This window comes from Fundicoccus sp. Sow4_D5 (assembly GCF_052116365.1).
Taxonomy (GTDB): domain Bacteria; phylum Bacillota; class Bacilli; order Lactobacillales; family Aerococcaceae; genus Fundicoccus.
Map to the genome: position 1 here is coordinate 131,201 of NZ_JBQKLF010000003.1, position 20,413 is coordinate 151,613.

Here is a 20,413-nt window from a genome sequence, read left to right on the forward strand (position 1 = left end):
TAAAACTATGAATTATTCAGGTTTAATATATTTGTTTCAGCTTACTGTTATTTTAGGCCAACTCTAACTACCTATCTTTAAAAGACGTAAAAGAATCTTCCCATCGGACTTTATTCAAAACCCTTTATCTAAACAATCATTTTTTGTGCCATTCGGCCAACCAAATCGTCTATTCTTAATAATTAGATATATTCCAACTATTTATTATGTGATAAAATGACTATATAAAGGAGTTGAGCGGATGAACAATCGAAAGACGCTATTAGGTTGGTTAACTTTGCTTGTTGTGATATTTAATAGGCAAATGCTCGTCGTTGATGCCAATAGTCCTGTGGTGAATAGCCAAGAGTATGCCCCTTATTATTTCGATACCTATTATAAATTCTTATCAGATGGCATGGAATTTGACGATTACGAAGTTGATGTCTATTATCCACCTAATGCAAAAGGGATTTATCAATTTAACGTCGATAACTACGCTATCAATAAAATTCATATTTACCAAGTAAATAGCGACGGCATTTATGAATTGTCTTATTTCTTAGGCGAGGATCCTCAACAAGACTTCCGTTATCACCCAGATTCGGCGGATAATACTAAATCTTTGGTCTTCCCTCCTACCTTACAAGTCGGTCAAGTCTTCTATCAAGGCTATGCCAGCCAACAAGCAGTAACGGTCACTGATATTCTCTCAAGCTTTGAACATCAGGGAGAGGTTTATCAAAATGTGGTGGTAACTGAAAGTTTTGATGAATCTAATAATCGCACGCAGACTTATTTAGCGCCCCAAGTTGGTATTCTAACAACAAGACGAACCAGCGCAGATGGCGTCTTCGATATTACTGCTAGACTGGTTGAACGCTCGCAGTCCTTAAATAGTGAGTCCACTGCCGATCAGAGTGATTCAACTTTAAGCTTGTCACCAAAACGGGACGAAATCATCGAGTTATTTGCGAATGGTGGCATCGTCGATAAATACAGTTATGCCGAAGCCGAAGCTGAACTAGCAAGATTGGAAATGTTAACGTTAGAAACTGGTAATGTGTTTAAAGGTGACTTTGTCGATCCAAAGTATGCTAACCAAATGAATAGCTTCAATATCTCTCGAGGTGCTAGCTTCATGTTGTTTGATTACCTCTCTCAGTACTTTTCCCAATATGGTAATCCAACCATCATGGACACGCGCTATCAGTATCAAGTTGATTTTGCGGATATAGCACGTTATGGTACTTGGACAGATCAAACAGGCTCGTCCATCCATTTCCTAGGTAGTGGCAATGGGATGCAAGATAATCCCTCGACTATCTATATCGAACTAATGGACTTAGACTCGATTCAACGAACAGCCCAAATTGAAACAGTGGACACTCAAAAAATTAATCTAGTTTCTTATTTCTCTGAAGGTAATCGTCAGGTGAAAGTAAACACACTCGTTCGTCCTGGTGAATTGGGTGGTACGGGCTGGTATAGTGAAAGCCAGCACCATGCCTATCTTTTCTATAATAAAACGGGTGGCGTTTCCTTAGCCTATCCTGTGGCCGATTACTATGTAGAATTTCGGATGGTTGAGTACTTATCTCAATAACATTAGCAATTAATCTATAATCGCCCGGCACTTACAATAAAGGCATCAAAACTTTCCTAGACAGGATTCAGAATATGCCACGCGCCGACATTTATTCACAAATTCTCATTCGACTTTATATGCACCAGAAATCGAAGAATTCTGACAAAATATTTCAAAACAGAAATAGGAAAAAGCAGTTGATCGTTTTTTGATCAACTGCTTTTTTATTATACTTGGAGTTTTTCCACCAAGGCTTCTGTCATTGTTTTTGAAAAGTTAATGCCAGCTTTTGTTGCTCGAACATTTAGCCAGCGTGGAATCTTGATTGTTTTCTTGACCGGAACACTATCTTGAAGATAATCCAGCAAGTTCACTGATACAAGTGTGACAAACTGTGTTTCTTTGTTAATTTCTATATCATACTCACTTTTCAAATTTCTAAACTCTCGATGAGCTTTTGTGGCTGTAATATACTTGTTGATCCACTAGAAACTTAACTAATCATCATTATTCTGAGTCTGTAACCAAAGGTAGTTCCTCTTCAGACACTTCTGGTTCCGGCGTTGGTTCTGGTTCCGGCGTTGGTTCTGGTTCCGGCGTTGGTTCTGGTTCCGGCGTTGGCTCTGGAGTTGGCTCTGGAGTTGGCTCTGGTTCTATAATCACAGGCGGTGATATCCACTCCTCCTCCACAACCGTTTCTGATTCTGGCTCCAGCTCTGGTTCGACGACGGGCTCTTCGCTCGATGCTTCAGCTTCTCTAGCGGCTTTAATTTCGTCCAATTTTTGTTGGGCTTCAGTTGTTATTTGAATTGAGCTACTAGGCTGATAGTTATTTTGAACCGACACATTATATAGGTTGTTGAAATCTAGCGGTTGGACGGTATTGATATTTTCGGTACCAATTCCACGAGTTCCTACGCTACCTGTTTCGAAATGGTAACTGAATAATGCATATTCTGCTCCACCTACTTGGTCAAACCAGAAACTGAATTCCTGATAAACTTGTTCATCTAATTCTAGCAACGTATTGTGTGTAGCATATGCTTGCATACTATAACCGGTTGTTTGACTAATTAAATTATATATTTCTTTCATATTTGCATCCTGTATTAAAGAAGCGTGGGTATCTAAACGACGCAGTAATTCTTCACGGTAAGGTATTTTATGTTGATCAAAGGCTGGTTCTCTTTGAGCTTCAAATTCGTTTAAGAAGTACTGGAAGGCAAACCACCTTAATTGGTTCAAAGCTGCTCGCTCTTCTGGCTTAATTTCCGGTGTTATCTCTTCAAAAACAAACGTGTGAGAGACCAGTTCTTGAACAGAACGACGATTGGAAACTTGTATCGTAAAGTCATCATAGAATTTTGCGATAATTGGATGGTAGATATTCAAATCACTTAAATCTGCCCGTTCAAACTTTAGAATGTCCTCAGTCGTCATCACTACTTCATTCTTACTAGCTGTTAAAACATCGCGCCAGCTTGAGTTGAAAGAAGGTAAATCAACTTGCGGTTTGTCGTCCGATTCTTCAGCAGGAACTTCTGTAGAATTTTCTACAGCTGGGTCAGTTAGTACTTCACTGCTTTCTTCAGTTGGAACCTCTGTTGCCCCTTCAGTTGATTCGATCGAAATACCTTCTGTTGACTCTAGTGAAGTTTCTTCTGTTGACTCTACTGAAGTTTCTTCTGTTGATTCTGCTGGAGCTTCTTCAGATGATTCTGGTTCTGAAGGCGTTTCTTCAGGTCCCATTTCTGGCAACTCCTCAACACTTACAATCTCATCGTCTTCATCAAAGAATTCTGTTTCTTCTGGGACTTCATACACTGATGGTACGGGTGCTTGAATGGCATTATTTTCGACTGCTACACCATAAATGCCACTAAAATCAAAAGTTGGGGCCATTGGTTCACCAGTTGCTAGTGCACCAGCATCATATACTTCTAATGTATTGATGTCTATTTCATAATGACCGACCGTTCCACTACTCACTCCTCCAAAATTGCGAATAGAAGTCATAAAGCGACTATCAAATTGAATCCACTCTGAGTAGCTGAATACTTCCGGTGCATGTCCAGTTGCAATGGCAATTCTTGAAACCATCTCATTTAGAGCAGGGTCTTGTCTGAATTGAGCCGCTTGGTTTAAAGCCCGTAACCAGTCTTGTTTGATTGGTCTTACTTGGATTCCTTCTTCTTTACCTCGGAGTAATCTCGCTTCATCGTGACTAGCCTGCACTTGATAGATCACGGTTCTAATGTAGTTCAGAGCATCTTTTTCTACTTGCGATAATTGTGGCAACATCGTTTCGACGATAAATGTATGCGAGTAAATATCAGTAATATAATCTTCGCCCTGACTGAAGCGATCATTTAATGTATTTAACAGAGCGGGAATAATTGGATGATAAACGGAAGGATCACTGTAATCCGGCTGATCTAATTTTAGTGCTTGTTGGGCAGTCATATTGCCTTCTTGAGTCGCTAAAATTTCTGGCCAGTTACTTCCAATTATACTGATTTCTAATTGTTTGATTGTTTCTTCTGTTTGAGCAGCATCTGTTTCAGAGAAACTTTTCGCATATTCGAGTAGCTGTTGTAGCAAATCATTGTTTAACTCCGCATCAATATTGTATTGTTGTAGGTTGTTAATCACGATTAAATTTAGTTGTTCATTGCTAATGTTAGTTGTTTGATTAATTTGTTGAATCACCTGAATTTTAATATTCGTCATCATCTGGTTGATCGTGTAATCATTGATTGTCACATTCTTCTTGATATTCTGGATGACTTTTATTTCTTTGTCTGCCACTTGAATATCTTCTTGCTTTAAGGTGTTGCCGGATTTGTCTAGCAAAGCATACACACCTGCCAACGCGCCTTCACCGGTTACTTCTACCACCGTCGCAACTCGGACTAACACATCTTTAGCACCTGCTGTAATGGCTGCATTCTGATAAGTCATTGGCGAAACAAGCGTTATATTCTGCGGTGTGACTATTTGCACTCGCACGCCGTAGTTTTCGTCTTGTCCTTGGATATATGCACTTGAGAATACCTGAGTACTGGCTGTTGAACCGTCATTTAAGTATTTATTAACCGTTGTTCCATCAATTCGGATGGTATTTTCTGGTGTCACATCCTGAGCCCCTAATAACTGTTTGGTCATATCCGCCTGTTCAACGTTGAGTGTATCACCAAGTGACATCAAAGAATCTGCAGTGTTTTCGCTAACAGCACTGACTTCCTCTAATTGCAAAAAACTTACTATTGGACTACTAAGTAATGGTGAAAACATTAATAGTGATGTAGCAATAAGTAGAACCCTTTTCAAGCTATGCATATTTTCAACCTCCTATTTGTATTAATACCTTCATTGTAACCGTTATCTTTTTTAATAACAACGTATTTTGATATTTTAATTTATCTTAAATACGTTTTAGAATTTAGTACGATTGCGGATGCAATTCTTGATTATGCTATTTCAAATTCATACCATATTTATAGAGTTTCCTTACGAATCAAAACTGGTATAGCGATTTTCGACTAAGCTGATACAAATAATCGCGATTTGTAGTCCTAGACGAACGCTACATGCACGTATTCAATTGAATATCATTAAAAAGGAAAGACTTTATACTTGCATTAATATAAACCTGAAACGTAATAACGCCGTTTATGTGACGCGGTAATTGAGGCGAACCATGAAGAGCGTTACAATAAACTGAACGTTAATTTAGTAATGATAATAATTCTCTATCTGGTAGATTATCCAATAAAAATGAATAATATTTTTCCCCTACACAGTCTATTAAGTCATAATAGTTTTCTTGAAAATTTTTATTAACATTAAAACTATAGTCTTCATTCCAGTATTCTTGACACATATCGATAAAGTCCTCACTTGCATTCAATAGAACTTCATTGATATGCTCTTTAAAGTTAGATAACCTTTTAAAGATTGCTGGGAAAGCAACTCCATCAATAGGATAGACTCCACCAGATGTAAAGAAATCTCTAATATTGTTAGTATAAAAATAATGAACACCTATCTAGTATGCAGTTAATTTAAGTTTTATAAGAAAGAAGTGTTACATAGATGTATTTTAATTCAGAAATTATAACCTACATAGACTTAAATGAATCAAAAAAAGCATTGCTACTGATATTCTAAGGTTTTTAAATTCAACAAATGAATTTGGTGGTAGTATAATTATTGGAATACCAAATAAAATTAGCAAGCATAAAAAACATGCTTGTAATAACGGCTTTGAATATAATGATTTTTGTATAAATAAAATTCTATCTGATTCTCAAATTTCTCCAGATCCAACTAATTATATCAAATTTATAAATTTTTTTGATTTTATAGAAATAGAAGTTAAACCTGGAAATTTAAAACCTTATATCAAAAAAACTATAGAAAAGTGAATTTATAAAAAATAGGATTAAAAAAATTATATGCATTATGATTTATATAGTCTTTTATATAAAATGTGTAGTAATAGATTACTAAAAAGTGATCGTAAATTTCAAGTTTAAGTTAGCCACTTTATTTTTAAGTGTGTTACCGACTAATTATTGATTGAGATAGTACTTAATAATGCATTGAGGCATGGCAGTCTCTTGTATGAGCTCGTAATCAGCCGCTCCCTAGCTTTCATGCCATATCCAATATAGTGTCAAACAATGACAGTCTTAAGTTTCTGATGCAATTGGCGTTCTTTGTAATAAGTTGTTTTTAAACGCTTTGTTTCTCTTGAATGATTGATACGTGACTTGATGACAATTGCTTCCTAACATCCCGACAACCTAATAACTTGCGACAACTACTTATAGATAATTGTGATTCTCCTTATAGTATTAATAACCTTTAGACAAACTGCGCGTGCTTGACAAACATGACTAAAAAAAAAGCCCCTTTTGTCAGAATTTCTCTAACAAAAGGGACGAAAAGTCGCGTTACCACCCAAATTTCTATTATTCTTACAAATAATAGCTCTACCAGTATCAAACAATACTGTACACGATATCGGGTGTGTCTGTTTAAATAGCGTTAACTAAGTAAACTGATCCAAGCTCATCTTCACTTACTCTTAGTCTGCCCTTTTTCACCGAACCGGGTTCTCTTTACTTGTTAAGAAATAAGTTACTCTTCTCTTCATTGCAGTAGTCTATTGATTTATTAAATTACTACTGAAGTGAACCACTTTTAAAATACAATTAACATCAATCCTTTAACACTCTGGCACTACCACACCGCATTATCTAACTCACTTTGCGTCCAAGGATAAGGGACCACTGAAATCTCTTCTCCAGTTTCAGGATGAATCACACTTGCGACAGTAGTGAAAGTATTATTCCGACGGGTCGCACCTATCTTCCAGTAAAAGTAACCTTCACTATCCGCTATGACTTTGTAACCCGAACCCGCATAACCATCTAAGTATGCAATACTAACTTCCGCATAAGGATAGGTGTACCCCTCAATATCCCCCACCTCTCGATAGTAACGTTCTAAGGTTAATAGACCTGATGGATGTTCTAAGGCCGTAGGAACATAACCATAGCCATATATATCAGTTATTGCCCCACCACTCGGTCCTAAATTAGAAACAGTAATGATTGATGCAGGCATAATTTGATTGACTTCCCTATCAATAGCAAATTCAAAATAGCCTCGATCATTTGTAGTCACAGTATGATAATAACTTACCTGATCTTCAACGTAAGGATTATTCAATAACCATTCAATCGCCACGTCAGAGTTTGGATCAGCATAACCTGATATAATAGGTTCCGCTAAATAGATGGGTTCTACTAAAATTTTTCCTGACTGAGCATGGTGCGACATCAACAGCCAAGTTACATCGGGAATTTCCGGGCGCATACGTGGCGTCGTTCTATGCCAATCAACTGGTAGCCAGTCTACGGTACCTGTACTAATATCACTAATCGACTCTGGGATTGCTTGGTTTTCGTTCTGCTCTGTATCAAGCACGTATTCTGGTTCTGAATCACCATTTAGATTACCTTGCACATCTTCAACGGCAGACTCAAAGAAAACACCATAGTAATCACTAAAATTGAATCTTGATTGGACTTCCTCAATTGAATCCGATTCATACGGCCCTGATTTATACATCATTTTTTTAGTTAATGGATTGTACTGATAAGAATCCATTTGCGAGAAGTGCTTAATATATGAAGGTATTACAGAGTAAGCATAAATCCCTTCAAAATTGTCGTACACAACATCTAAGTAGCTAGAGACTTCATAAGCAGATCCGGTCACCAATGCTATCTGTTGAATCGCTTCATAACGTTCCGGTTCCCTAGACTGTATTTCTAATAAGCTACGTACTTTTGATAACCAAATCCCTTTTACAGTGTCTTTCTCTTCGAGATTTTTATAATCTTCTATAACTCCCCATTGAATTGCCTCTGTATTTGTTTGATAGTAATAGCCTAATAGTCTTAAGTAGTTTAAAACCTCACGTTCTTCTTCTGTTAATTCGGCCACTAAGTTCTCAAAAATAAATGTATGCGAGATAACGTCCATATCCACGATTTCATTTAGAACCATTAGATCGTAAACTTTCTCATACATCGCTTGAATAATCGGATGATATTGCGTATTATCGCTTAAATCTAACGTTCGCATCGCTGCTAATTCATTAATCGATACGCTATTGTAAGCATCCACACTTGCAATCAGATCTTGCCATGGTAAAGAAAGATCGTATCTGAACATATAGGTATCTTCGAGTGCCTTCTGCCCTCCGATGTCATCCAATGGATTTTCACCATGCTCTTGAGAGATTAAGTCATTCGCGAGTTCGATTAAATACGAATCAAAAGCATATTTAGCCTTTGCATTCAGTTTTATTCCTAGCACTCTCCCTTTATCAAATGAACGTTGGGGGATAGAGTAAATAGTATCTGCTCCATAACTTTCAAGCTCAAATTTTACATTGCCTTCCATCTCAGCGATTAATAATTCTAATTCCGAATTGGGTACTTGAGGAGTCAAATTACCTGATACCATTATTTCAAGTAAATCCTCCCTTTCACTAGTATTATTTGCTCCGATTGGATCTGCATTATCTTCCGTTGAATTAAATAACGATTGATAATTATTAGCAACTGAAACTCCATAAATTGTTGTAAAATCATACGTGTCTGAAATTTTTTCCATCGCATTAGAGTCGTATTGATTAATACTATAGAGTTGGTTAGTTTCAGAGTCAATCGCCTTTACAATCGATATTGAACCAATTTTATAATCATCATCAATACCTTTAATATTAAAACCGTATAATGGTAAGTTGCCGTAAGATTCATTTCTAGTTCCATTTAAGTTTTCGAATGGATTGTAGTGATAGACTTCTACCCCATAGCCACTTGCATTAGCAATTCTTTGCTTCAAGTCATATTCCACAGGTTGATTGACACGTCTCTGCTCATGTTCCCAAGCCAATTGAGTCCATTCTTCAACTTTTGTTAATGTTGGTTCTACACCTATTACCGCTACTCTCTCTGACTCAACTGCTACAGCGTGGTAATAGATATAAGCTCGTAGACGATTTAACGCCGTTAATTCTTGGTCTGTAAACTGAGGTGACATCGCTTCAATAACAAAAGTATGCCCCAACAAAGCATCTAAACTTATCCAACTATCCTCTTGAATACTATCAAAATAATAATCAAACATCGCCGGAATAATTGGATGATAGATAGTTTCATTGCGATATTCCGCTGGATTTTCTAAACTAAGTAATTCTTCATGACTCCAATTTAAATCAAGATTAGGTATAATGCTAATCCATTTTCCATCATATTGACTAAAGTTATGATCATTCAGAACTCTTACGGCATCCTCTTGGTTGGCGAATTGAGTACCTGCATAGTTGATACCAAATGCAACTAGATGGTCTAACTGATGTTGAGCATAATTTATTCCGTAATCTTCACACAACTTAATCACAATTGATAAGATATCGTCTTCCGTAATCTTAGTATTGTCCATTAGAAACTCACTAATTCTTAGTTTAAAATCTCGGATAAATCGATTAGATAAATCATCATTCAAATTAAATTCTGTTTTTATCCAAATAACAATCTGAATTTCATCTTCTGCAACTTCAATATCATCTTGTTCTAATTGATAGCCCATATGATCCAACATAGCGTAAACACCGGCTAAGGCTCCCTCACCCGTAACTGGTCGAATCGCTGCAATTTTTATCTTCATATCCTTAGCACCTGCCGTCAAAGCAGCGTTCTCAAAAGTTGCTTTGGAGATTAGTTCAATATTAGTTGGAGTCACAATTTCAACTCGCAGCCCTTCTCCTGGGTTTAGTGGCTCAATCATTGCGCTCGAAACTACCGAGGTATTGATGTCTGATCCATCATTTAGATACTGATGAAAAACCAAGCCATCAACCGACAGGATATTGTTTGGCTCTACATCCCCAGCTCCAAGTAATTGAATGGTCTGTCTCTTTTGCGAACTATCAAGATTTGTTCCAATAGCTGCCATTTTTCTTATTTCAGGTGTTTTTGATTCGTCATTGGAAGTTTGGGGATTCCCTAATATTATATTCTGAATACTTGTCAAAATTCCTGAATTCATCCCGATTAAAATAAAAACGCTAACTATTATTAAAGCTAATAACCGTTTAAACCATTTCAATATAATCATTCCTTCTAATAAAGTGTCATGTAAGTTGTCACTTCATCGTTCTTTTCATTTTACTCACTACTTAATCAGTTAAATCTTTCCACAATAAATGCCATATAACTTCAGTACATTTACTGTTAACTCATTCCATTTACTCAGAGTATCTAGCTTCTATTAAAACCCGAAAAAATCTTATAAAAACGATACAAATTGTTCGATTACATTAATACTACTAAATAAGCTTGATAAGAAGCTGGCAAAGTCCTGAACTTTCTCTGGCACACTCTTTACCTTGGTGTTTCCCATAACTTTTCGGCAATCATTGTTCCCACAAAAACTGAATGAATTATGCATTAATTGTGGGAAGTAAATTTATCTATACTGTATTTCTTTTCTAAAATATAAGCGCTCATTAGTAAATGGTATGCTTACAAAGGCTGATACTTCATCTGTAAGCTCAAATTTAACAAGACTCTCTAATGCATTGATCATTGCGAGACTTTCTTGAGAATCATAGAAAGTGTTCTCATCAATAGTTGAGACGAGCATAACAAATTCTTTTAATTCATCGAGAGATATCTTGATACCTAAACCACCGTCAACTTCATAAATATTATCGATAATCTCTTGTATATAACTCTCAAGTTCTTTTATTGAACTTAATTGTGAATTGGTCGCATAACCAAGTTCACTTTTAACCACCTTGAATAAGTCATTATTATACTGATTTAGCAATGCTTTCTTTTCCTTCGTCGTCTGTGAATTCCAATCGATTGTTAAATTCTTTTTAAACTCATCGAAAGATTCTTCTATAATCGTTCCATCTGCAGAATAACTAGTAGAAAACCCATAAGTTATATCTCCTATATATTCTGATATAAACCTGTCATTCAATTCAAATGAGATTGCTTCAAGCTTGACTTGTTGACTATTTGGGTTGTTAGTAGGAAGCATCTCTCCTTCTAAAATCATTTTATTATTTAACTCATAAAGTTCCATATAGTCATAGGATTCAGGAATCACCTCAGCCGAATAACGATTTTCATCAATCGTCACATTCATTGAAAAGGGATAATCTTCTGTTTGAGTGGTACGCCAGACTTCTGGTTCATTTGACGAGTTATTCCAAATGAAAAAGATTAAACTTCCCAATAATAAGACAACGGCTAGCAGAATTAACACTATCTTCTTATTATTTCTCCGGTGGTTTTTCTTTAAGTCACTCACATCATTTTCAGTACCATGAGGAGATGACTTAAGAGGTATTAAATTAGCATCGTCAGTCACTTCGATAGAACGATCATTTTCTTCAAGTGTTTCTTCTGATTCTAACTTTGAAGGACTTAGTTGTCCTTCACTAGTGTTCTCATCTCCATTAGTAATATTGCTAGCTGAGCCTACAGAAATTGCTTGACCACAATCTATACAAAACCGTGCATCTTTTAAATATTTCGCACCGCAATTCGAACAGTATGTCATATTCTCTCTCCTATTTCTTTTCTTTTATTATCTTGCCTGTGTCTTTATTCAGCAAATAAGCTTTACCATTAGTCTCTTGAATATATACGGAATCTTCATGCGCAAAAGCATATAATGCATCCTCTGAAAGAATATCCCCATCCTTATTTAAAACATAGAAGCCTTTATTTTTGTAAATATAAACAATGTCATTCAACTCAAATTGGACAAAATGTCCCATCAATTGAGTTTCAGGTAAGAAAATCTCTTCTAAACGGCTATTGAAGAAAACATGTTCTCCCCGATTATTTGTGATTGTTCCGACATTAGTTCCATTAATAAATGAGAAATACGAGTCATTCATTTCATAAGGAATTTGAACGGATTCTCTTGTTTCAAGATCAATATAACCGAAGCCACTGTAGTCTGAAAATGCTAACCAATTATTATTATTCACTCTGTGATAATCTTTTATTTTATCTCCTTGAAAATGTGTTTCCCCTTCAGCGGTATAAACAATATATTGTTGGCTGTTATCATCTAAATAACCGGGATAAAGATACTCCCCATTTTCTGATGCGCTGAAATTAGTTATATAAGGTACTCTTAACATACTTTCACCATTAATATTGAAAACTGTTGTTTCTCCCCAATAGTTTGTTGCACTAATAAATACGTCATTGTCTGTATGAGCTACTACGGGAGGTGTATCGGTCTCTATTTGTATAATCGTTTGCCCTGAACGATCAATTAAACGATACATGTCCTCATATTCCCATTCTTTAACGATAAAATGCTCATTATCCACTACTGATAAGTAGTGATACTTAACTGGTATAACGATCTCCCCTGAATCCGTAATAACTCCTGACGCAATACGTTCTGTTCCATTATTGTGCGATCTGCTGTAATCGTTCAATACTGTCACATCATTTACTTCAAATGGAAGAATCACTCCTACTGTTTCAAATAAAACGTCTCCTGTTGTATTTATCAAAAAATACTTATCATCATTGCTAGCGGTATGTACGCCGTTAAAAGAGCTTGATATGCCATAGCTTGATTCAGGTCCTGATATACCAAACGGACTGCTATTCATGGTGTTAAAACCTTCAGAAATTATTTCCCCTTGATGATTAACTAACCAAAACAAAGAGTTTTGATCTCTAACAACCGCAACACCATACTCATTAAATCCTGAAACGTAAGAAACCGGCCCCGTAAATCCTATTACTTCAGCACCAACATCTTGAGCAACGACTTCTAAATCCTCATTTAGAATGTTTAAACCAAAAGCATCTTGATAAGGATAAGCAATTACCTGCTTTGGAACTTTCTGTTTAAAACCAATGGTTGATAGAGCATCGCCTTGCCAAGCCCAAAAGCCTCCTCCCAGGAAGATACTAAGAAACAAAATAATTAGTATTCCTTTACGATTCCAAGTTGTTTTTGTTTTCATAGCTACTCTTGAAGCTTTTTCTAACTCTTTTGCCTCTATGGTTGAGCCACAATACGGGCAATATTTTGCCTGTACCTCTATTCGTTGATGACATTCATGACACTTCATTTTATTCTCCCCAATTCAAATAAGTTATATTTCTATCATGATGTATAAGTCATTTAGTGTGATGACTTATTTCCCTTTGAACATTTTAAACAGTGAGCATACTAGTAATAATATAATTGATCCTAAAATCATTTGACTCCCTAAGCCTAAATCCGTCGAGACTGATCCATAATCGTTGTCGTAACGAATAAATAGATTTGAATCGATTGCCAGATAAATTAAATAGGTCATACCGCCACCCATGATGACGCTAATAATAAATTGGATAAAGCCACTAAATTTAGAGCGTAAGAAGCTCAATACCGCGAAAACAACTGGTAAATAGTAAGCAATGATAGTAAATATCATTTGATAAAACTCTGATTGACCAGAATTATCAAATAATGCACCGTAACCCAAAGCTTCAATAACTTCTGACATACTGAAGGTTGTCTGTTGGTAGGAATTCCACAAAACGGAGGCATTGACATCAAATAAAGAGTAATTATTTATCCCGCTATAATAGATAAATAGTGCTAATGCAGTCAAAAGAATCCACATGATAAAAGAAAGAGTTGAGGTCTTATCCGATGTATGAATCAACGCGCTAGTATTTCCTTCACTCGATTCAACTTGTTGTTGCTTGATTTGCTGTGTTTTTCTAGCTTGAGCTTGCAATCTCCTTCTACGACGAAGCGATCCACTATCATTCGCTAATTGAGCAGTAGATAGTTGATTTTTTTCATCTAATATTGCTTGATCAACTGATGGTAATTTTTGTGCTTTACTCACACCAAGAGAACTTTGTTGGTAATTATCTTTAATATTCTCCACTTGGGTGTGTGCTTTGGTTTTAACCGAATGATAAAGCTCCCGTGTCTCTTCACTGATCTGTTGGGTGTAACTATCTAACTCCTTTAACTTTTCTGGCACCATGATGACTTGATGAATAAACCACGTTTCAATTTTTTGGTTCAATTCAAGTGATTGATCTGTTTTATAATTAGCAAACAAGTAAGCTCCTACCAAACTCAAAGTTAGTAGTAACCAACCTGCTTGAGTTGAAAATGAAAGGGTCACAAATAATAGCAAGGTCCATATAAACACTAAGTAAAAATTACGCTGTAATAAATTTATGAGGTTTAAAATTTTCTGGTAATCAAAAGCTGCTACTTTATGGCTGTTTTCAGCCGGTTGCACTGCTCCTAATTCAATTTCCTCAATCACTTGACCACAATTAGGACAACCTCCTTGAATCCCCTTCAATGAAAAACCACATTGCGTACAAAAGTTCATAGCCATCGTCTCCTTATTTATATTAGGACTTTCGTCTCTATCCTTGTTCAAGTATTCTTACGCAGACAAATACCCTTTTGCCACTCATTAAACAAGAACTAACTTTTTTAATTATACTTAAGATTCTCTTAACACATTACTTTTCAGTGCATAAACGCACAATATATATGGTTCAGTATCTGGTTGGCCTAGGCAATAGGGTGTATGTGTTGGAGCCGGAAGAGCTTAGGAACAGTTACCTAAAGCGTCTAAAGGAAATAATTAGTCAGTATGAGTAACTAGGGGAGTCTGGTGGGAGGGGATGTTTTGAACCACTACAGGGACGACTATCATTATAATTTAGAGTAAATCTTTAAGTAAGTTTCGCTGAAAGCGTTGACAAATAAAAGTAGTATATATATAATAACCATAAGTTTATCGTTAAACGAATTTTTTAAAAGTTTAGTTTAACGATAAACCAGGAGGTGGATAAATGAAAATAACTATGAATGATATCGCAAAAAAAGCTGGGGTTAGTGTTATGACGGTATCGAATGTAATTAATAACAATCATAACAAAGTTTCACTAAAGACAATTAAAAAAATAAATAAAATTATCGAGGAGTATGATTACTCGGTAAATATGAACGCCAAAGCATTATCCGGCACTTCACATTTAATTGGATTACTCTACTTTGGAAAATCACCAGACTATAATTTTTCTGATCCTTTTGCTGCTGAAATAATGAATGGAGTTGTTCTCCATACGAAAAAAACAAATATGTTTACTTTGGTACATCATATAAGTAATCGTAATGATTTAATTGAAATACAAAAAAATTGGAAGTTTGCAGGTTTTATCGCCGTCGGTTTCCAAAGTGATTTTATATCAGATGTAATAAACTACTGTAATAGTCCAATTGTCTTTATAGATACGCTTGTCTCAGAGGAAATAAAACCTTTAATTGAAAGAAAAGATGTAAAGTTTGTAAATAATAATGATTATGAACTTGCCAAGGAAGCAACTGCACATCTACTAAAAAAAGGATTGAAAAAAATTGCCTTTCTATCTTACGAGTTTGAAGAAAATTTGCCAAGTGTTATTCAGCAAAGATATTTGGGTTATCGTAGTAGTTTATCAGAGAATCATATTGAGGATTATAAAGTATTTACTGCTAATGAATACGAGAACAATCTGGATGAGTTAACTAGTTTTGATGGAATAGTCGTAACAGCAGATGTACTAGCATTAAACTTAATTAAGCAAATGAGGAATAAGAAAATAGATCATAGAGATTTATCAGTTATCAGTTTTGATAATTTGACATACTCTGAGATGGTAGAGCCAGGTCTCTCATCATTTGAATTGAATCATAAAATAAAAGGTGAAGTGGCAGTTGAAAACTTAATCTCACTGATTAATGGTGAAATTTCACTCAATTATGAACCAGTGATAGTAAAGGGTGAACTGTTCGCAAGAATCAGCTCAAATAAAGTAGTGTCCTAAGGATGCTGGTTTTCCCCGTTGGTTAGTTCTTAATTTGAATTTCTATAAGTACTCAAATTAGAAAACGTTGAAATATCCATAGGTTTAAACGTCTATCATCAAAGAGTATATCTTCTATTTTAAAAAAATTACTAATAAGATGTAATCTTGATAATAACAATAAAGATAAATCAACTAAAACTTCATTTATTTGTGTTTTTTAAAACTCGATTTATTATTCAAATTTAAATTAAATAAAAGTTAAAAATATTTTAAGCAATCTTAAAATAATGAAGTTATTTAATTGTTTTGTTTAAGCCACGGTATGCATTTGGCTTATCTTCATTCAGAATAAACTTCAAAAAATAATTTATGTAAATTAGAACATAAGTCGCTAAGCTAAATTTTAGATAGAGGAGAATAAGGAGAATATCATGGAGTATACAGCATTGTTACACATACCGGAGACAGAATATGCATTTTTAGATTCTGAGGATACAATAACAATTCGTTTCAGAAGTAAAGTGAATGATTTACAATCAGTAGAGTTGGTAAGCGGAGATCCATATCTCATTAATGAAAATAATATTACGGAATCACTAAACAGAATGACTAAAATTTACTCAACTAGTTTATTTGACTTTTGGGAGATTAAGGTAATTGCTAATCATCGAAGAATAGCCTACGCATTTTTAGTTAATGGTATAGATGGCGAACAAATATTTTATTGTGATAGAGGCATTTATACATTTGAGAAGAAATACTATAAGAATATTAATTTTTATTTCAAGCTACCATATTTTCATTTAGTAGACATGTATAGAGCACCCGAATGGGTAGAAAACACAGTTTGGTATCAAATTTTTCCAGATCGTTTTCACAATGGAAACACAAGTAATGATCCTGAAGGGGTACTTCCTTGGAATCATAAAAACTCGCCATCATATCATGACTACTATGGTGGAGATTTACAAGGAATTATTGATAAATTAGATTACATCCGTGACTTAGGTTTTACTGGAATATATCTGACACCTATCTTTAAAGCAAACACTAACCATAAATACGATAGTGAAAACTACTTAGAAATAGATCCTGATTTTGGAGATGAGGATACTCTGCGAAAATTAGTAGATGAGGCACATAAACGCAATATAAAAATCATGCTTGATGGTGTATTTAATCATATTGGGTATCACTCTAGACAATGGCAAGATGTATTAATAAATCAAGAAAAATCTGATTTCAAAAATTGGTTTCATATTCATAAGTTTCCAGTGTCTTCCTATAATCATTTGACATTAGACGAGATTGCATCAACTAAAACATTTGAATATGATACATTTGCGTTTGCAGCAAATATGCCTAAGTTGAACACTACTAACAATGAAGTACAAAAGTTTATATTAGATATTTTAGAATATTGGACAGTAAACTTTGGTATTGATGCTTGGAGATTTGATGTGGCTAACGAAGTGGATCATCAATTCTGGAAAAAAGTACATCATAGATTAACAGGATTAAATCCTGAAATCTATATTTTAGGCGAAGCTTGGCACTCTGCCAGAAAGTGGCTTAGCGGAGATGAATTTCATGCGGTAATGAATTATCCTCTTACCGATCCCATTAAATTATTACTATTTGAAAATGAACTTGATACATTTGGCTTTAGAGATCATGTGATTAACCAATTTATGACGTATAAGGATCCGGTGAATAGAGTACAATTCAATCTACTAGATTCACACGATACGGAAAGGATTTTAAATGCTGCGGAAGGTAATAAAGACTTAGTTAAAGCGGCTTTGTTTTTAATGTACAGTCTTGGAGGTACTCCCTGTATTTACTATGGTACAGAAGTTGGCTTGTCGGGAAGTCATGACCCAGATAATAGGAAATGCATGCCTTGGGATGAAAAGGAACAAGATTTAGACATGTTCGAGTTTATTAAACGCATTAACACTTTTCGTCTTGATTACTCTGAATTAATAAATTATTCAAAGATGCACTTTACTTCAAAAAATAAAACAATATTAGAGTTTTACAAACAAAATGAACAAACTAATTTGAAATTTACATTTAATCTCTCTAAAGAAGTTATGAACTTTGATTTAAATAACCAAAAAATTGTATTACTAAATCAATGTGATATAACTGAAGAAAAAGCATTCCTAGAACCCATGGGATTTATAGTGACTGAACAAAAGCTAATAAAGGAGGATAAAGTTGAAATTATTCAATAATAAGAAAGCCTCTATGCCTGGAGTATTATCCCTGATTCCAGGTCTTGGACAAATCTATAATAAGCAGTACGGAAAAGGAATATTATTTATGGTTTTAGGATTCCTATTCGTATTTCAGATTGGATATAACGGAATTGAAGCTATATCTAACCTAATTACTCTAGGGTCAGTTCCATTTGAAGATCATTCCCTTTTCTTGCTTATCATAGGTGTGCTTCAAATACTACTGATTGTGTTATATATAGCATTTTACATAATTCAAATTATTGATGCACATAGGGTCCAGAAGTTAAAAGTAATTGCTCCTGAAAAAGTTGGTAAGAACTTTTTAGAAGTATTAAGAAATGGATACGAGATTGGTTTTCCTTATCTCTTGCTAAGTTTTTCATACGTCCTAATGCTTTTTGCAATTGTTTTCCCAGTTATTGTAACCGTGTTAATTGTATTTACTGATTATGATTTTAATCATATTCCCCCTGCAAATATCATTAGTTGGACAGGTTTAGAGACTTTTAAAAAGATATTCACATTAAGTATTTTCAGAAAGACATTTTTTTCTGTTTTTTCATGGACAGTAATTTGGACTCTTTGTGGAACGACACTTCAAATCGTTATAGGTGTTGTAACTGCACTTATTATGAATCGACCTACGATTAGATTTAAGAGATTTATCGGAGTAATCTTGCTATTACCATGGGCTGTACCCGGTTTCATAACTATCTTGACATTTTCTAACATTTTTAATCCCAGTATAGGCGCTATAAACACACAAGTTATTCCATTTATTAATAATTTATTACCATTTTTTGAAATTGGAATGATACCTTGGAAAACAGATCCCTTTTGGACTAAAGTAGCAATAATTCTAATCCAAGGGTGGCTAGGATATCCATATATTTATGTACTAGTAACTGGTATCTTGCAATCTATACCTGATGAAATGTATGAAGCGGCATCCATCGATGGTGCAAGTGTATTGCAAAAAATTGCAAATATTACTCTGCCGCAGGTACTTACAGTTGCTGCTCCTGTATTTATTACTCAATATACTGGAAACTTCAATAACTTTGGGATGATTTATCTTTTCAATGAAGGAGGACCAGGAAGTGTTGGGAATGGTGCGGGTACGACTGATATTTTAATATCTTGGATTTATAAATTAACTACAGGTGGAGCTCCTCAGTATAATATCGCTGCCACATTAACGATTTTTGTATCTTTCATAGTAATTGGTATTTCCTTGGTTATTTTTAAAAGATTCAACGCATTCGAAATGGAGGATTAAAATGGGGAGAAAAAAGAAGACCTTGATAGGTGATGTGCTATCCTATTTATATTTGTTTATTTTTGGCGTAATAATAATTTATCCGTTATTAATTACAATGATTTCAGCATTTAATCCAGGTAATGTTATCGCTTTTACGTTGGATTTTACGAGAGACTGGACTTTGGATAATTTCAGAAGATTATTTCAGGAAACATTATATGGTAAATGGTATCTAAACACGTTAATTATTTCTATAAGTACAATGCTATTGCAATTGAGTTTGATTGTTTTCGCTGGATATGCCTATAGCCGTTACAGATTTGTTGGAAGAAAACTCAGTCTGAAAGCTTTTCTGATAATACAAATGGTTCCAACAACTGCAGCATTAACTGCATTCTATGTAATGGCATTAATTACGGGTGGTCTTGACAAACCATGGTTTATTGTGCTCCTATATGCCGGCGGTGGTATTCCGATGAATACTTGGTTAATGAAACAATATTTTGATACCGTGCCAATGTCATTAGACGAGTCGGCTATGCTCGATGGAGCCGGACATCTGAGAAGATTTTGGCAAATAATATTACCATTAGTAAAGCCAATGATTGCTATACAAGCATTATGGGCGTTTATGTCTCCTTGGGGAGAATATATGACTGCAAGATTTATTCTACGATCTAGAGAAGAAATTACAGTAGCGATTGGATTGCAACAGTTTATTTCTAATCCAAGGGAGCAAAGAGTAACATTGTTCGCTGCAGGAGCGCTCTTGATTGCAATACCCATAAGCATTTTGTTTTTCTACCTACAAAAAGATTTTGTCTCTGGACTTACTAAGGGAAGTACGAAAGGTTAATAATTTTGATAACTGAAAGGAGTGATTGGACAAACT

Annotated in this window: 12 protein-coding genes; 6 read left to right on the forward strand and 6 right to left on the reverse strand. The window is 34.9% G+C overall.

Features of this window, described 5'->3' with window-relative positions; all coding sequences use genetic code 11:
- The first annotated feature begins 241 nt into the window (after positions 1-241).
- Positions 242-1,585 carry a hypothetical protein gene (locus ACTQ45_RS06000; RefSeq protein WP_441763222.1) on the forward strand — a complete coding sequence of 448 codons (1,344 nt, stop codon included), beginning with the start codon at positions 242-244 and terminating at the stop codon, positions 1,583-1,585.
- Positions 1,586-1,794: 209 nt separating this feature from the next.
- Here the strand turns inward: ACTQ45_RS06000 and ACTQ45_RS06005 are convergent, their stop codons facing one another.
- The 6 genes from ACTQ45_RS06005 to ACTQ45_RS06030 all read right to left on the reverse strand — a co-directional run bounded on the left by ACTQ45_RS06005 (position 1,795) and on the right by ACTQ45_RS06030 (position 14,546).
- Entirely contained in the window at positions 1,795-2,001 is a 207-nt protein-coding gene (locus ACTQ45_RS06005) for a hypothetical protein (protein WP_441763223.1), read from the reverse strand.
- Positions 2,002-2,074: 73 nt separating this feature from the next.
- On the reverse strand, positions 2,075-4,906 hold the full coding sequence (locus ACTQ45_RS06010) for a DUF1002 domain-containing protein (RefSeq protein WP_441763224.1): 2,832 nt from the start codon (positions 4,904-4,906) through the stop codon (positions 2,075-2,077).
- A 1,908-nt stretch (positions 4,907-6,814) separates the two neighbouring features.
- Positions 6,815-10,198, reverse strand: a complete 3,384-nt coding sequence (locus ACTQ45_RS06015; protein ID WP_441763225.1) for a DUF1002 domain-containing protein — start codon at positions 10,196-10,198, stop codon at positions 6,815-6,817.
- Between the two features lie 420 nt (positions 10,199-10,618).
- Entirely contained in the window at positions 10,619-11,725 is a 1,107-nt protein-coding gene (locus tag ACTQ45_RS06020) for a zinc ribbon domain-containing protein (RefSeq protein ID WP_441763226.1), read from the reverse strand.
- Between the two features lie 10 nt (positions 11,726-11,735).
- A complete protein-coding gene (locus tag ACTQ45_RS06025) occupies positions 11,736-13,271 on the reverse strand; it encodes a hypothetical protein (RefSeq protein WP_441763227.1) in 1,536 nt (511 codons plus the stop codon).
- A gap of 66 nt (positions 13,272-13,337) precedes the next feature.
- A complete protein-coding gene (locus ACTQ45_RS06030; RefSeq protein WP_441763228.1) occupies positions 13,338-14,546 on the reverse strand; it encodes a hypothetical protein in 1,209 nt (402 codons plus the stop codon).
- Positions 14,547-14,713: 167 nt separating this feature from the next.
- On the opposite strand from ACTQ45_RS06030, the gene ACTQ45_RS06035 reads away from it, so the two are divergent.
- The 5 genes from ACTQ45_RS06035 (at position 14,714) to ACTQ45_RS06055 (ending at position 20,377) form a co-directional block, all read left to right on the forward strand.
- Positions 14,714-14,824, forward strand: a complete 111-nt coding sequence (locus ACTQ45_RS06035) for a hypothetical protein (RefSeq protein ID WP_441763229.1) — start codon at positions 14,714-14,716, stop codon at positions 14,822-14,824.
- A gap of 194 nt (positions 14,825-15,018) precedes the next feature.
- On the forward strand, positions 15,019-16,032 hold the full coding sequence (locus ACTQ45_RS06040; protein ID WP_441763230.1) for a LacI family DNA-binding transcriptional regulator: 1,014 nt from the start codon (positions 15,019-15,021) through the stop codon (positions 16,030-16,032).
- A 413-nt stretch (positions 16,033-16,445) separates the two neighbouring features.
- Positions 16,446-18,254: a glycoside hydrolase family 13 protein gene (locus ACTQ45_RS06045; protein ID WP_441763231.1), complete on the forward strand. Its 1,809-nt coding sequence runs from the start codon at positions 16,446-16,448 to the stop codon at positions 18,252-18,254.
- Between the two features lie 13 nt (positions 18,255-18,267).
- Positions 18,268-19,539 (forward strand): ABC transporter permease subunit, encoded by a 1,272-nt coding sequence (locus tag ACTQ45_RS06050; RefSeq protein WP_441763267.1) that lies wholly within the window; start codon positions 18,268-18,270, stop codon positions 19,537-19,539.
- Positions 19,535-20,377 (forward strand): sugar ABC transporter permease, encoded by an 843-nt coding sequence (locus ACTQ45_RS06055; RefSeq protein ID WP_441763268.1) that lies wholly within the window; start codon positions 19,535-19,537, stop codon positions 20,375-20,377. Before ACTQ45_RS06050 ends, ACTQ45_RS06055 begins: the two co-directional genes overlap by 5 nt.
- The last annotated feature ends 36 nt before the right edge of the window (positions 20,378-20,413 follow it).